Origin of the sequence: Jejuia spongiicola (assembly GCF_023502325.1) — a bacterium.
GTDB classification, from domain to species: domain Bacteria; phylum Bacteroidota; class Bacteroidia; order Flavobacteriales; family Flavobacteriaceae; genus Wocania_A; species Wocania_A spongiicola.
The window spans coordinates 1-14,207 of record NZ_JAMFLZ010000011.1; the positions used below are offsets into that span (position 1 = coordinate 1).

The following is a 14,207-nucleotide window of genomic DNA, read 5'->3' on the forward strand; positions in this document are numbered from 1 at the left end:
GTTTAAAGGGCTAGCAGACCCATTGTAGTTAGCAAAAATATAGGTTGCTGGTGTAGCAGTAGTAAGTCCTGTAATATCATTTAAAAGAGAAATACCAAAGGGGTTATTAACCGTACTGCTTGTTTTACTAGCTATAGGGGAGCACCAATAGTTGAATTCATGAACACCAACATTACCGTTTTGATAAACACTCAATTCGCCTATACCAGAATTTTTTGTAGCCGCTGTTTCTGTACCAGTTCCTTGTATTAGTTGTCCTTGGTTACGTAAATATATGGTGCTGGCAGCTTCGTTAAGATTCACATCGTTTTCAACAAAAACGATTTCATCATTTACAAATACATAAGCACTGTTTCTTACTGAAAGTTGGGCGTAAGATAGACTAGTTATTAATAATAAGGTAAAAGTAAATTTGGGGAACATAATAAATATATTAATATATCTAACTAGTAACAAATATATGTTTTTTCATTCAAATATTAATTAAATCGATTAAAAATGTAATTCAACGACTTCAAGTAATGTTAACTAATAAAGAGATTTTTACCTAAGGCTTTAATTTTTTTTAGCTTAATTTGTTAGATAATTTTAAGTAATTTTTTAAATGAAATATTTTAATTATATATTGATAGTTATAGGAGCTATTGTTGCATTATATTCTAAAGCAGGTACCGAGCAAAATCAATATGTTTTAATAGGAGGTATTGTTGTGTTAATGATTGGTATTTATAGAATTTCTAGAAATATTCCTAGTAAAAATGACGAAGATAACACGCAAGACACTAGTGAAGAAGAGTAATTATGGTTTTTAAGTTGGGAGATGCAGTATTAGTTTTGGACGAAGATTTATCTGGTACCGTTAAAAAGATAAATGGAAATTTAGTTTCAATTGAAACTGAAGATGGTTTTTTGCTAGATTTTAGAACGGATGAATTAATTAAAAGCAAATCTGATAAAACGATTAAGAATGAATTGTTTACTAATTTGAGTGTTAATAGTGTTATTTCTGAAAAAGAGCAGCCTAAAAAAAGAACAGCAAAGAAAACAAAATCAAAAGAACGTTATGAACCTACTTTAGAGGTTGATTTACACATCAATCAATTAGTGAAATCCTCAAAGGGGATGACAAACCACGATATGCTTACATTACAACTTGATACAGCTAGAAGGCAATTAGATTTTGCAATCAAAAAACGAATTCAAAAAATTGTTTTTATTCACGGTGTTGGAGAAGGTATTTTGAAAATGGAGCTAGATTATCTTTTTGGGCGCTATAATAATGTAAAATTCTATGATGCCAATTATCAAAAATACGGGCTAGGGGCAACCGAAGTTTATATTTATCAAAATGTAACTCCTATTAATTAAATGCTGGGGTTACAGTTCTTGTACCTGTAGTTTTACTATCAGAAAGTTTTCCAAAGTCAAGTATATCTTGCGATAAAATTTCTATATCAATTCCCGTAAGAGTTAAAGTAACTAGGTAAGTTTTGCTTATTGTATGTGCTCGATATGCTGTAGCGGTAACCGAAGTAGCGACATCTTTATTTAAGTAATCAGGGCCAACATCACTATTTGTAATATCGTTTGTTGGGTTTTGGTCCTGAGAATCGTTTTCTTCATCTCTCGTATCTATACCATCTCCATCATCATCCTTTTCTAAATAGTCTGGAGTTCCATTACCATCAGTATCTTGAGCATCACTTAAGTTGCCATCACCATTTGGGTCTGGGTTTTCATCTTTAGTTAAAACATTGTCACCATCATCATCTGCATCTAAATAATCAGGCAAACCATCTCCGTCAGTATCTGTTGGATTGGTAGCAGGATTGTTATCGCCATCCAAATTTTTATCTTCTAATTCAACAGGAATACCATCATTATCATCTTCGGTTAAAGTTGTACTAATTTCTGCTTGGCAACTACTACTATAGTCATTTATAATGTTTATATCTGAAGGCGGAATATCATTACAAAATAAATTTGAAGGTAATTGTGAATTACTATAAGTTCTATAATTTAATGTTCCAGATTTTGTTACAGAAAATGTATTATCATCTCCTACTGCTAAAAACTCATCAATGGTATAATTACTGATAATTACAGAGAGTGATTCAGAAGGATCATTTTTAGTATTATATAGCACTAAGTCTTGAACTCCTTCACAAGCACTAAATTCATTATCAAAGTCTAATTCAACATTTATAATATCACCATCACTACAAGAAATAAGGAAAGTAAAACTAAAAGTTAATAAACAAAAAAATAATTTACGCATGTGTTTGGGTTTTAAGGCAAAAATATAGAATTGTTATTTATAACGTATCATATTGATAATAATTTTATTTCAAGTATTTTTGAAGCTTCAAACTGCATATTTAAGCTATTAGTTAATAAATTTGGATTTTATGAAGACTGTCTATTTCGATAATGCTGCAACTACACAAATTCGTAGTGAAGTAATTAATAAAATGACTGAAGTCATGAGAAACGATTATGGAAATGCTTCATCTTCACATAGTTTTGGAAGATCATCTAAATCATTAATTGAAAATTCAAGAAAAGCAATTGCAAGTTATTTGAATGTATCTGCTGGAGAGATTGTGTTTACTTCTGGAGGAACAGAAGCCGATAATTTAGTTTTGCAAAGTGTAGTAAGAGATTTAAAAGTTAAACATATTATTACTTCTAAAATAGAGCACCATGCTATTTTGCATACTATTGAACAACTTGAAAAAGAGTATGATTTAGCTATTAGTTATGTAAATGTTGATAAAACTGGAACTATAGATTATGCACATTTAGAAGAATTACTTGATATCTCAAAAAAAACACTGGTTAGTTTAATGCATATTAATAATGAAATTGGAAATATTTTAGATATTAAAAGAGTAGCTGGTTTGTGTAAAGATAAAGACGCATTATTTCATAGTGACACAGTACAATCTGTAGGGCATTATGCATTGGATTTACAGGAAGTTCAATTAGATTTTTTGGCAGTTGCTGCACATAAATTCCATGGGCCAAAAGGTGTAGGTTTTGCTTTCATTAGGAAAAACTCTGGTCTTAAGCCTTTAATATTTGGAGGAGAGCAGGAAAGGGGCCTTAGAGCAGGAACCGAAAGTGTGCATAATATAGTTGGGATTGAAGAAGCTTTAAAACACGCCTATGATAATTTAGATAAGGAGTCTGCATATGTAAGGTCGCTAAAGCAATATTTTATTGAACAGTTAAAATTAAAAATTCCATTGATAAAGTTTAATGGTAACTCTGGAGATATGGATAAAGGAACTTATACTTTGGTAAATGTATGTTTGCCAGTATCTCCAGAAAAAGCAAGTATGTTGTTATTTCAATTAGATTTAAAAGGAATTGCCTGCTCTAAAGGTAGTGCTTGCCAAAGTGGAAGCTCAAAAGGGTCTCATGTTTTAGCCGAAATTTTAAGTGATGAAGACTTAAGCAAGCCATCCATTCGCTTTTCATTTAGTATCTATAATACAAAAGACGAAGTAGATTATGTTATTAATGTTTTAAATGAATTAATTACCTCTTCTTTAAATTAAATAATAGTTTTACTAAAAAAATAACTAAACAAATAAATTAAGAAGGAAAATACTGTGTTTTTTATCGGAAAAATTTGTTTTTTATTGAGTTTTTATTAAATTTGATAATAATAAAAGTCTCTCACAATAAAACCCAAATTATTATGAGATATATAAAAACCTCCTCCTTTTTTTATTTAAAAGCCACTTTTTTATTTGTATTAATATTTGTTTTACCAGCTAACGTTTTTTCACAGGTTGGCATTGGTACAACATCTCCTAATGCATCATCAATTTTAGATATATCATCTACAACACAAGGGCTTTTAGCTCCAAGAATGACTACTACGCAGCGTTTAGCAATTTCAACTCCAGCCGAAGGACTATTGGTTTTCGATATAAATTTAGATGCGTTCTATTACTATGATGTTGATAGTGTTGAATGGAAAAAAATGATTACAAGCACTAATTATAGAGATAATTATGTATTAGTAAAAAGTGAAGCAGATTTTCCTGCTGCATCTGGTGGTATTATAACTTTAGATGAAAATGTATTATACGAGATTAACGGTAATATTACAATGACTAACTCTATTGATCTTAATAATGCTACTATTATTGGTCATGATATTGGTGAGGACATACTTACTATGGCTACTGGAACATTATTTGTCGGCAATAAAGGTGGAGAATTAAAAAACATAACATTAACAGCTTCTGGTGGTTCTGTTTTTAATTTAGATAATTCAGCTCAAGATCAAGAATTAATTGTTATTACTATTAATATTTCTAATTCGGCAAACTTAGGAACAATTAAAGGATATCATTTAGTGTCTTTCTCAAATTGTGAATATAAAGGTAATGTTACAGGAATTACTTTTGATAGTATTAAGGACTTGGTACTGCTTAATCAAGAATGGTTGAACAGTAATAGTGGCATTTATGAAACCTTTACAGGAACATTTGACATTGTAGAAAAAGAAAGCGGTTTTTCTGATGTTGCAATTGGTGTAACAGCTATAGATGTTAGCTCAAACCCAATTCTAAATAGAGGAGAAATGTTAGGTGTTGTTTTTTCAGGTTCTGGTACATATGTTAACAAATATACAACTGTAGCCAGTCCATTTAGTTTTAGTAATGAATGGGAGATAGACTGTGCTGCGATACCAGTTGAGTCTGATATTGTTGCAGCTGGTTATTACCATATGACAGGAAATGCTACGGTTACACCGTTGACAACAAGTAATGTTCCTGTTAAAATTTTAGGGACTACTATAGCGGATAATTTGTTTAGGACAACATCGACAAGCAATAATTTAACATATGTTGGACACAAAGTTAGAGAGTTTGAAATTATATGTACAGGAACCTTAAATCATACAGTCAATAATGCAAGAAAATATGAATTTCATGTGTTTAAAAACGGTGTCGTAGTTCCTGCAATTTCTGCCGAACGAAGATTTTCTAAAAATGATTTAGGAAACTTTGCTATAGCTGGTGTTTTAACTTTAGAACCTAACGATTATATAGAAGTATGCGTATCTATTAACAATGTTTCTGGGGTTTCAGACTGTTTAGTAGAGCGTTTAAGTGTTCTTTTAAAATAATGATTTTAGTTAATAGGAAAATATTAATTATTTATGGGCTTTACCAAGCAGATAAAAAAGTACTTTTAATGTATTAAATTTTTATATATGTTACAAAGTAATAGTTCTATTGTTAATTAATCAGCAGTCAATTTACTTTGCCACCAGTCAGTATTTGGTTCAAAATCTTTGGATAAATATTTTAGTCTGTTTTGTTCCAGTTTAGGCATAAACTCATTCTTTAGATAATTTTGTCGTTGTTTTGCTAATGCTTCATCATAATCCAAATCTTTCGATGGCATATTAGCACCAACTTTTAGTAGCCAAGAATTGAGTTTGTTGCTAAGTTGTTCTGTTAATTTTAAATGCTCTGAAGCAACATTAACTTGCTCATTAATGTCTAGAGATAGATTATACAATTCATTTCTACCGTCCTCCCAATAATGTATTAGTTTCCAGCCGTCTTCTTGAATAATAGACGAAGGTTCACCGCCTTGATTACCGTAATGCGGGTAATGCCAAAATAAAGCTCGCTTTGCTAGAGTTTTTCCCTCTAAAAGTGGTTTTAAGCTAACCCCGTCGATATGTTGATTTGGTAGATTATCTACATCAATTAAGTCTAGTATAGTTGGGTAAAAATCAGTGCCAACTACCGGATAATCTGTACTAGTGCCATTAGATTTATACCATGGAACATTAATAAAAAATGGCTCTCTAATACCACCTTCCCATTGATACCCCTTGCCTCCTCTTAATGGTAAATTGGATGTAGAGTAATTATCGCCAGATGCAACACCACCATTATCGGATGTAAATATTACTATCGTATTTTTATCTAAGCCTAATTCTTTTAATGTATTTAAAACATGTCCAACTGCATCGTCCATAGCTTCAACTAAACCACCGTAAATGGGATTGTCTTGCACTTGTCTTATTGGTAAAACACGTTCCATTTTATAGCCTTTGCCTTTAATACCTTGTTTTTCTGCTTTTATTCTATATTTCTCCCATTTGTTCTGAGTTGTTTGAATAGGACCATGAACCGCATAAAATGACATGAATGCAAAAAAGCTTGTATCCTTATGCTTTTTTATAAACTTAGAAGTCTCTTTGGCAAGGCGCATAGATAAGTTTTCGCCTTGTGTTGTGTTTTCTAAAGAAGGATTTTTCCAAGGTGAAAAATATCCACCAATAGGACTGCCTTTATCCCAGCCTCCTTTATTAATATCAAAGCCATGATCTTCAGGGTATGATCCCTGCTTCCCTAAATGCCATTTTCCAGCAAAAAAAGTTTTGTATCCAGATGCTTTCATAGCCTCGGCAATAGTAATATCGTTCTTTGGTAAACTGTGTACATAATCGGCTGGAAGTAATTTGTCGTGCCTATTATGATCACGCCATGCTTTGCCTTGTTTTGCACCAATCCAATCTGTTATGCCGTGTCTAGCTGTAAATTTGCCAGTCATAATACTTGCTCGCGAAGGGCTACAAACACGACTAGCAGCATAACCTTTATTAAAAATCATACCTTCATTAGCAATTTTATCAATGTTTGGAGTTTCATAAAAAGTACTTCCTGTACAGCTTAAATCTTTATAACCTAAATCATCAACTAAAATGAAAAGAACATTGGGTTTCTTTTCCTTTTTTACATTGATGTTTTCATTCTTACATGAGTTTAGAATTAGAATAATAAGTAATGATGTAAATATTCTTTCCATGATTACTTGTTTTTAATCTCATTTAGTAAATCTCTAATTTCTTCAAGTAAGACATTAGTCTTTTCACTTGAAGAAGTAATTTGCGAGTTATTTTTTGGATTAGACTGAATAATTTCGCGTTGTTTTAAAACTAATTCTTTAAACTCTGAAGAGTTAAGAATACCCACAAGCTTCATGTCACTTCCTTTAGGATTACTTTGACCAGCAGTCTCAATTTTAAGAATACGTAAATCAAGAGCTTTAAGTAAAGGGTTTTCAATAAATGTTAGGTCTTGAATGTTTTCTAGGGGAATAGTTTTTTCAACTTTAAATAGTACCCCTTTTTTAAATTCTAAATGCTTGTTTGTTAATTGGCATTTTAAGTTTTCGTAAAACCTTTTGCTTATATATTGGCCTAAGCCTAAAAACCAAATTATTAAAATAGGAATACCAACTATAGAAATTAATAAGAAAAAGGAAACTACTAAAAGGATATAAGTTTTAATTTTAGGGTTAAACTCAGCCTTTTTAATAATGTTTGAATCTGTTGTCATTTTAATAGAATTAAAATTTCATAGTAGTTCGAACGTTAAATACTCGTGGTGTTAAATAGTTAGGAATTGCATATTGACGCTTGCTATATACATCTCTAACCCAAGTGTTAGTTATTGAGTTTTGAACATCAAACATATTGAAAATTTCAATGCCAAACGAGAGTTCTTTAAATGGTTTTTTCCAACCACTATTAAATTGTTTTTTTTCATCAACCAATACAAATTGAAAACCAACATCAGCTCTTTTGTACGATGGTAATCTGTTTTGATATTCGTACGGATCAGCATAACTAGGAGAGCCACCAGGTAACCCTGTGTTAAATACCAAATTCAAATACATTTTCATACTTGGTATATTAGGTACATAATCTTGAAACAATGCAGCAAATTTTAAGCGTTGGTCTGTTGGTCGCGCAATATAGCCTCTATTATTTATGTTTTCTTCAGTTTTTAAATACCCAAAACTAAACCAAGATTCGGTCCCAGGAACAAACTCACCATTTAATCGCATGTCTAATCCATAAGCATAGGCTTTTGCACTATTATTGGCACGATAACGAATGCGAACATTCTCTAATGTGTATGGATTTACATCACTTAAGCTTTTATAATATGCTTCGGTTGTTAGTTTAAAAGGTCTGTCCCACATTTTAAAACTATAATCGTTACCTAACACAATATGAAGCGATTTTTGTGCTTTTACGTTTGGTTGAACTACTCCATTGGCATCTCGCAACTCTCTATAAAAAGGAGGCTGATAATATAATCCTCCAGCTATTCTAAACAACATATCTTTTTCCCAATAGGGTTTTATAGCAAATTGTGCTCTCGGACTAAATACGGTTTGATTTGAAGACGAAATACCATCGCCATTAACTGACCAATTATGCGCTCTCACACCTGCATTGTACCAAACATCGCTTGTTCCTATGGTAGAGCGTTTACTCCATTGTGCATAGGCTTGTAATCTGTTTATTTGTGTGTTATTTGTGGAGCGAACGTTTTGAAATGCTTCAATAGGGCCTTGAAATGGAGTGTATGGTTGCTCGTTAAATGCATCAATATGTGGTGGTCTTATAGAAAACCCAGCAGAATCAATCACTTCCCATTCTATCAAACGGTCGCGTATATCTTCGTTAGTATACTTTACAGACCATTCTATGCGGTTGTCATCAATTCTTAAATCACCTTTAAGTTCTATGGTAGTTATTAGTGCATCTAAATCATTTCTCCCATGATTTAATTGACTCCCAATTCCTTCACTAAATTCAACCTCACCTAGGTTTTCATCACCAATGTTAGTATTTACCTCGCCTAATCTGTACTGCGCTAAAATATCGAAATACTCCTCTTCAGTAGTATGATAAGTAGAAGCTATGGCATGAAGTGTTAAATTATCATTAGCAAAATATGTGCCTTTAAAAGCACCAAATAGCGTTTGATATTGGTCTTTCTCTTGTCCTTCATAAAATACTAGTAATGCTAAAGGGTCAGCAAGTGTTCCAAAGTTGGTTTGCCGTGTTTGAGGTTCGTAATTATACTTATTTAGTGAAGCATTCCCTAAGAAACTTAATTGAAACTTATCTGTAAACTTATACATTAAGTATGCTTGTGCATCAGCAAAAGCTGCATCATAATTAGTTTCTGTTTCTTTGGCATTAACTAATAAACCATTATCGCGATAACGGAGACCAACTATACTAGAGAATTTAGAATCTTTACTAATGTTTTCAACAGAAAGACTACCACCAAGTAAACTTAAATCTGCATTAATTTCGAACTGGTATGGATTCTTATAAGTAATATCTAAAACAGATGATAGCTTATCACCATATTTAGCTTGAAAACCACCCGATGAAAAATCGACGTTCTGAACCAAATCTGTATTTACAAAACTTAAGCCTTCTTGTTGGCCAGAACGAATTAAAAACGGACGATACACTTCTATGCCATTTACATATACTAAGTTTTCGTCGTAATTTCCGCCACGAACGGAATACTGCGTACTTAGTTCATTATTATTACTAACACCGGGAAGCGTTAATAATAAGTTTTCAACACCAGAATTAGCCCCTGGTATTTTTCTAATGGTTTCGGGATTTATGGTTGTAACACCTTCAACATCTTTTCTTCGTTTTCCAGAAACTACTACAGTGGCAATTTGCTCAATTGTAGTATTCATTACCGGATTAAATTCATGAGTTTCACCATTTTTAAGATTAAAAGTGATGGTGATTTTTTTGTATACAAGATGTGAAAACTCTATGGTGATATCCTGATTTGCGGGAATTTTCAAGGTGTAAAAACCGTTTTCATTGGTTTCTGTCCCAATTAAATCAGCTTTTACGTTAACTTTAGAAACAGGTGTATTTTCGTTATTTAAGATAACCCCTTTGATTGTCGCTGATTGCGAATACCCTAAAGAAATAAGTAGTAAAAATAGAATTACTGTAAGTGAAAATTTTAAATTCAAAAGCGAGAAAATTTATTTCCTATAAAACATAGTTTCAAAAGTAGAATTATTTCCAACATTATCAGTAACAATTAGCTTTAAATTATTCTTAGTTGCGGTAATGCATCCGTCATTAAAATCGTGTGTTAGCGTTTTTGTTTTATAATCGTACTCCATTAAAATCCATTTTCCGTTTACGGTAGCTCTATAATTTGATACCCCTGAACCTTCATCATCAATTTTAAGTTTTAAATATCTAAAATTGCTTATCCATTGTCCCTTTTTGAAATTATGTGCTGTTATAGTAGGCTTAATAGTATCTGTTGCGAGTGCAAACTCACCTAATGTTTTTGTTCGAGTTGTAAGAATGTTACCTTTTCTTTTTGTTGACGAATACGCTGGGAATTTTTTATAACCCAACAGTTTTGCTATATATAGCTTACTCTTATCTTTATTTGAATAGGCACTAACATCGTAACTAATTGTGAAGCTTTTTTTAGCAGGAATAATATCTTTGTGTAATAGTAAAGTATCATTCTTTACATCAAAATCTATATAAAAGCTATCATAAAAAGTGTCTTTATAAAAATCAACAGACACTTTTCCTTTTTTTAAATTAGTAGTTTCGTTTGCATTAATGTAGTATGGAGTTGTTTTATTTGTTTTCACTTCCTCTGCATCAACTTTACTACCTTTTATAGTTATAGTGGCCCAAGTATTGTTATTTTTATAATCACCAACTTTTATTTTATAAACAGAATATGTACTATCTTTTATAGATAAAATACCATCATTTAAAACATCTTTATATAAACTTAAAGGATTGCTTTGATTGAATAGTTTTTGAATACGTTTCTTTTTGGTTTTATAATGCTCATAATCGATTAGTCTATTAATATGCTTTGTTTCGCTAAATGAAAAACGCTTAAAATCTAATTCAAAATTTTTATTACCATTAACAAAGGTTTGAATGTTATAAACCCCATTTTTATTTGCAGCTAAATTTTGCCTGTCTATGGTTTCAATTCCAAAACCAATTTTGCCATAGGCTTCAATGTTTTCAACAGTATAATCTCCATTTTTCAGAGGGATTAACCGTAGTTTCTTTTTTCTACTCGCTTTATTTATATATGAGTTTTTATCAATTGGATAGGCATAAATAGATGAAATTAATGGATTAATAGAGTCTTTGATATCAATACCAAAAAGCATTGGGTTTATTGGTCGTTCTGCTTTGTCACGAATTTCGAAATGCAAATGTGGTCCACCAGAACCACCAGTATTTCCGCTTAAAGCCACAACAGCACCTTTAACAATTTTTAAATCTTCGGCATTTGGAAATAATTCGATTTCAAAAGATTCCTTTTCATATTGATGTTTTTTTACATAGGCTTCAATTTCTGGCGAAAACTTATTTAAATGGGCATAAACCGTAGTATAGCCATTAGGGTGCGTAATATATAATGCTTTTCCATAGCCGAAATGCGAAACCTTAATTCTGCTAACAAAACCTTCTGCCGAAGCATAAACATTTAATCCTACTCGTTGCTGTGTTTTTATATCTAAACCAGAATGAAAATGATTAGAACGTAATTCAGCAAAAGTACCAGAGAGAATTAAAGTAACATCTAAAGGGCTTCTAAAATAATCTTGTGGATAATTATTTTGAGCTATAGAAAGTGTTGAGAGTGTTAAAAAAAAAATAAGGATTAATCGCATATTTAGGTATTACCAATTAAGTTTTAAAAAATTGCACGTATGGGTTATTCTTAATTTTGATTGGTATTAGGCTAAAATATCAATTTGATATGAATATGCAAAGCTAAAAACAAAAATCAAGCCAATTATTCTGCTTAATGGTATTAACATAGTATTTAAAATTTTATGAAAAAACAATTGTAATTTAAGCTAAGGTATGTTAACTTTGTGAGATAAGTATTGAAATTTGTAAATGAGTAATATTGAAGATATTGTAGATTCTTTAGAAAACAAAATTAGCAAAGTATTACACAAACTAGAGCTTTTAAAGCAAGCTAATTTGAAATTGAATAAAGAATTGGAGGCTTCAAAACAAGAACTTCAAAACCAAAAGTTGGAAATAACAACTTGGGAAGAAAAATATGAAGCACTTAAAATGGCAAACTCAATACTTGGTAGTGACGATAATAAAAGAGAAACAAAGCTTAAAATAAACGCATTAATTAGAGATATTGATCATTGTATTGCTCAACTTTCAGATTAATGTAACATAGATTAAATGTCAGAAAAGCTTAAAATAAAGCTATCTATAGCTAATAGAGTATATCCTTTAACTATTGAAGCAAATCAAGAAGAAGGATTGCGTAAAGCAGCTAAAAACATTGAGGCTATGATAAAGCAATTTGAACAAAGTTATTCTGTTAGAGATAAGCAAGATGTGTTAGCCATGTGTGCTTTGCAATTTGCATCTCAAGTAGAACAGAAAACTATTGATAAAGCAAATGTGAATGAACATGTAGAAGAAAAGTTAAAAGCTTTAAACGATTTGTTACATTCACATTTAGTCTCTTAAAACGTTCTTTAAAATAAACTAAAAGTTACTGCCTACATTGGTTATTTTTTTTGATAAACTCAACGTTAATTCTTTAAAAAGGGTGAGTTTAAGTTGTAAAAGCATGCTGCCTTAGTCGCAGATCCTTGATCAGCTTGTTAGCCCTAAACTTGTTTTTAAGGAGTTTATACAAAACTTTATACTGGTGTAGGCTTTTTTTATATATACTAACCAACAAACACAATGGATAATAACTCAATAATATTAACAGTAGGAGGCTTGCTATTAGGGCTTATAATAGGCTTTATTATAGCGAAAGTACTTGAGAAAAATAAAGCATCAAAGCTAATAAAAGACGCTAAAAGAAAAGCGGCTAACATATTAAAAGAATCTAATACTGAAGGAGAATCTATTAAAAAGGATAAAATTCTTCAAGCAAAAGAAAGGTTTATTGAGCTTAAGTCTGAGCATGAAAAAGTTATTTTGTCGAGAGACAAAAAAATGGCGGAAGCAGAAAAGCGTACTCGCGATAAAGAGTCTCAAATATCTAACGAGCTTTCAAAAAATAAAAAACTTAACGAAAGTGTTGAAAGTAAAATTAAAGATTATAATCATAGACTTGATGTTTTAGACAAGAAACAAGAGGAGTTAGATAGATTACATAAAAGTCAAGTACAACAACTTGAAGTTATATCTAGTTTATCTGCAGAAGAAGCAAAAGAACAGCTTGTTGAATCTTTAAAAGGGGAAGCTAAAAATGATGCTATGGCATTTGTTCAAAGTTCTCTGGAAGAAGCGAAATTAACTGCAGAACAAGACGCCAAAAAGATAATCATAAACACGATACAACGTATAGGAACCGAAGAGGCTGTAGATAATTGTGTATCTGTATTCAATATAGAATCAGATGATGTTAAGGGACGAATTATTGGTCGAGAAGGGCGAAATATACGTGCTATTGAAGCCGCTACTGGTGTAGAAATTATTGTTGATGATACGCCTGAAGCTATTATATTATCATGTTTTGATTCTGTACGTAGAGAGATTGCAAGATTATCATTGCATAAGTTAGTTACCGATGGTAGAATTCACCCAGCAAGAATTGAAGAAATCGTTAAGAAAACACAAAAACAGATTGAGCAAGAAATTATAGAAGTTGGTAAACGAACTGTTATCGATTTAGGAATTCACAATCTACATCCAGAACTTATAAAGATGGTTGGTAGAATGAAATACCGTTCGTCTTACGGACAAAACCTTTTACAGCACTCGCGTGAAGTTGCTAAACTTTGTGGTGTAATGGCTGCAGAATTAGGTTTAAACCCTAAGTTGGCTAAACGTGCTGGACTACTTCATGATATTGGTAAAGTGCCAGATGCAGAAGCAGACATGGAAACACCACACGCTATACTTGGTATGCAATGGGCAGAAAAGTATAACGAAAAAGATGATGTTTGTAACGCTATTGGGGCGCATCATGATGAAGTTGAAATGAAATCATTATTAGCACCAATTATACAAGTATGTGATGCTATTTCTGGCGCACGCCCTGGTGCACGACGCCAAGTTTTAGATAGTTATATTCAACGTTTAAAAGATTTAGAAGATATTGCATTTGGATTTAGCGGCGTTAAAAAAGCCTATGCTATTCAAGCAGGTAGAGAATTACGTGTTATTGTTGAAAGTGAAAAAGTAGACGACCAAAAAGCAGCAGATCTATCGTTTAGTATTTCTCAAAAAGTACAAACAGATATGACATACCCTGGTCAGGTTAAAGTAACTGTAATTCGTGAGACTAGAGCAGTAAATATTGCTAAATAAAATTCTAGCGAAAGCAGAAACC

General features: G+C 31.7%; 12 protein-coding genes, 1 other RNA gene and 1 pseudogene. 8 read left to right on the plus strand and 6 right to left on the minus strand.

Annotated elements, in window-relative coordinates; all coding sequences use genetic code 11:
• Positions 1-423 (minus strand): annotated as a pseudogene (locus M3P09_RS16755) (T9SS type A sorting domain-containing protein); the annotation flags it as partial.
• Between the two features lie 181 nt (positions 424-604).
• Here M3P09_RS16755 and M3P09_RS16760 point away from each other — a divergent pair.
• Together M3P09_RS16760 and M3P09_RS16765 are read left to right on the plus strand one after the other, a co-directional pair.
• On the plus strand, positions 605-799 hold the full coding sequence (locus M3P09_RS16760; protein ID WP_099563637.1) for a hypothetical protein: 195 nt from the start codon (positions 605-607) through the stop codon (positions 797-799).
• Positions 800-801: 2 nt separating this feature from the next.
• Positions 802-1,368, plus strand: a complete 567-nt coding sequence (locus tag M3P09_RS16765; RefSeq protein WP_249973996.1) for a Smr/MutS family protein — start codon at positions 802-804, stop codon at positions 1,366-1,368.
• On the opposite strand, the gene M3P09_RS16770 is transcribed toward M3P09_RS16765, so the two are convergent.
• The gene (locus tag M3P09_RS16770; RefSeq protein ID WP_249973997.1) at positions 1,361-2,278 is read right to left on the minus strand and encodes a hypothetical protein; all 918 of its coding nucleotides are present in this window, start codon (positions 2,276-2,278) and stop codon (positions 1,361-1,363) included. The genes M3P09_RS16765 and M3P09_RS16770 overlap by 8 nt on opposite strands.
• Before the next feature lie 130 nt (positions 2,279-2,408).
• Between M3P09_RS16770 and M3P09_RS16775 the strand changes: the two genes are divergently transcribed.
• Together M3P09_RS16775 and M3P09_RS16780 are read left to right on the plus strand one after the other, a co-directional pair.
• Positions 2,409-3,563: a cysteine desulfurase family protein gene (locus M3P09_RS16775; RefSeq protein ID WP_249973998.1), complete on the plus strand. Its 1,155-nt coding sequence runs from the start codon at positions 2,409-2,411 to the stop codon at positions 3,561-3,563.
• A gap of 143 nt (positions 3,564-3,706) precedes the next feature.
• The gene (locus M3P09_RS16780) at positions 3,707-5,149 is read left to right on the plus strand and encodes a hypothetical protein (RefSeq protein WP_249973999.1); all 1,443 of its coding nucleotides are present in this window, start codon (positions 3,707-3,709) and stop codon (positions 5,147-5,149) included.
• Positions 5,150-5,265: 116 nt separating this feature from the next.
• Here the strand turns inward: M3P09_RS16780 and M3P09_RS16785 are convergent, their stop codons facing one another.
• The 4 genes from M3P09_RS16785 to M3P09_RS16800 are packed head-to-tail and all read right to left on the minus strand — an operon-like array spanning position 5,266 to position 11,553.
• Positions 5,266-6,849 (minus strand): sulfatase, encoded by a 1,584-nt coding sequence (locus tag M3P09_RS16785; RefSeq protein WP_249974000.1) that lies wholly within the window; start codon positions 6,847-6,849, stop codon positions 5,266-5,268.
• Positions 6,850-6,851: 2 nt separating this feature from the next.
• On the minus strand, positions 6,852-7,382 hold the full coding sequence (locus M3P09_RS16790) for a PH domain-containing protein (protein WP_249974001.1): 531 nt from the start codon (positions 7,380-7,382) through the stop codon (positions 6,852-6,854).
• A 10-nt stretch (positions 7,383-7,392) separates the two neighbouring features.
• Complete coding sequence (locus M3P09_RS16795; RefSeq protein ID WP_249974002.1) at positions 7,393-9,855, minus strand: TonB-dependent receptor; 2,463 nt, start codon at positions 9,853-9,855, stop codon at positions 7,393-7,395.
• Positions 9,856-9,867: 12 nt separating this feature from the next.
• On the minus strand, positions 9,868-11,553 hold the full coding sequence (locus M3P09_RS16800; protein WP_249974003.1) for a M23 family metallopeptidase: 1,686 nt from the start codon (positions 11,551-11,553) through the stop codon (positions 9,868-9,870).
• Positions 11,554-11,785: 232 nt separating this feature from the next.
• On the opposite strand from M3P09_RS16800, the gene M3P09_RS16805 reads away from it, so the two are divergent.
• From M3P09_RS16805 to rny, 4 genes are all read left to right on the plus strand, one after another.
• Positions 11,786-12,076: a hypothetical protein gene (locus tag M3P09_RS16805; RefSeq protein ID WP_099563646.1), complete on the plus strand. Its 291-nt coding sequence runs from the start codon at positions 11,786-11,788 to the stop codon at positions 12,074-12,076.
• A 15-nt stretch (positions 12,077-12,091) separates the two neighbouring features.
• Positions 12,092-12,385, plus strand: a complete 294-nt coding sequence (locus M3P09_RS16810; RefSeq protein ID WP_099563647.1) for a cell division protein ZapA — start codon at positions 12,092-12,094, stop codon at positions 12,383-12,385.
• 57 nt (positions 12,386-12,442) lie between these two features.
• Positions 12,443-12,551: non-coding RNA, 6S RNA (gene ssrS / locus M3P09_RS16815), on the plus strand.
• A 56-nt stretch (positions 12,552-12,607) separates the two neighbouring features.
• Positions 12,608-14,185, plus strand: a complete 1,578-nt coding sequence (rny, locus tag M3P09_RS16820) for a ribonuclease Y (RefSeq protein ID WP_099563648.1) — start codon at positions 12,608-12,610, stop codon at positions 14,183-14,185.
• Positions 14,186-14,207: the final 22 nt, after the last annotated feature.

What these genes read in the sequence shown, in the direction of transcription:
- M3P09_RS16760 (WP_099563637.1), top strand. Translation starts at nt 605, where the DNA reads ATGAAATATTTTAATTATATATTGATAGTTATAGGAGCTATTGTTGCA.
- M3P09_RS16765 (WP_249973996.1), top strand. Translation starts at nt 802, where the DNA reads ATGGTTTTTAAGTTGGGAGATGCAGTATTAGTTTTGGACGAAGATTTA.
- M3P09_RS16770 (WP_249973997.1), bottom strand. Translation starts at nt 2,278, where the DNA reads ATGCGTAAATTATTTTTTTGTTTATTAACTTTTAGTTTTACTTTCCTT.
- M3P09_RS16775 (WP_249973998.1), top strand. Translation starts at nt 2,409, where the DNA reads ATGAAGACTGTCTATTTCGATAATGCTGCAACTACACAAATTCGTAGT.
- M3P09_RS16780 (WP_249973999.1), top strand. Translation starts at nt 3,707, where the DNA reads ATGAGATATATAAAAACCTCCTCCTTTTTTTATTTAAAAGCCACTTTT.
- M3P09_RS16785 (WP_249974000.1), bottom strand. Translation starts at nt 6,849, where the DNA reads ATGGAAAGAATATTTACATCATTACTTATTATTCTAATTCTAAACTCA.
- M3P09_RS16790 (WP_249974001.1), bottom strand. Translation starts at nt 7,382, where the DNA reads ATGACAACAGATTCAAACATTATTAAAAAGGCTGAGTTTAACCCTAAA.
- M3P09_RS16800 (WP_249974003.1), bottom strand. Translation starts at nt 11,553, where the DNA reads ATGCGATTAATCCTTATTTTTTTTTTAACACTCTCAACACTTTCTATA.
- M3P09_RS16805 (WP_099563646.1), top strand. Translation starts at nt 11,786, where the DNA reads ATGAGTAATATTGAAGATATTGTAGATTCTTTAGAAAACAAAATTAGC.
- M3P09_RS16810 (WP_099563647.1), top strand. Translation starts at nt 12,092, where the DNA reads ATGTCAGAAAAGCTTAAAATAAAGCTATCTATAGCTAATAGAGTATAT.
- rny (WP_099563648.1), top strand. Translation starts at nt 12,608, where the DNA reads ATGGATAATAACTCAATAATATTAACAGTAGGAGGCTTGCTATTAGGG.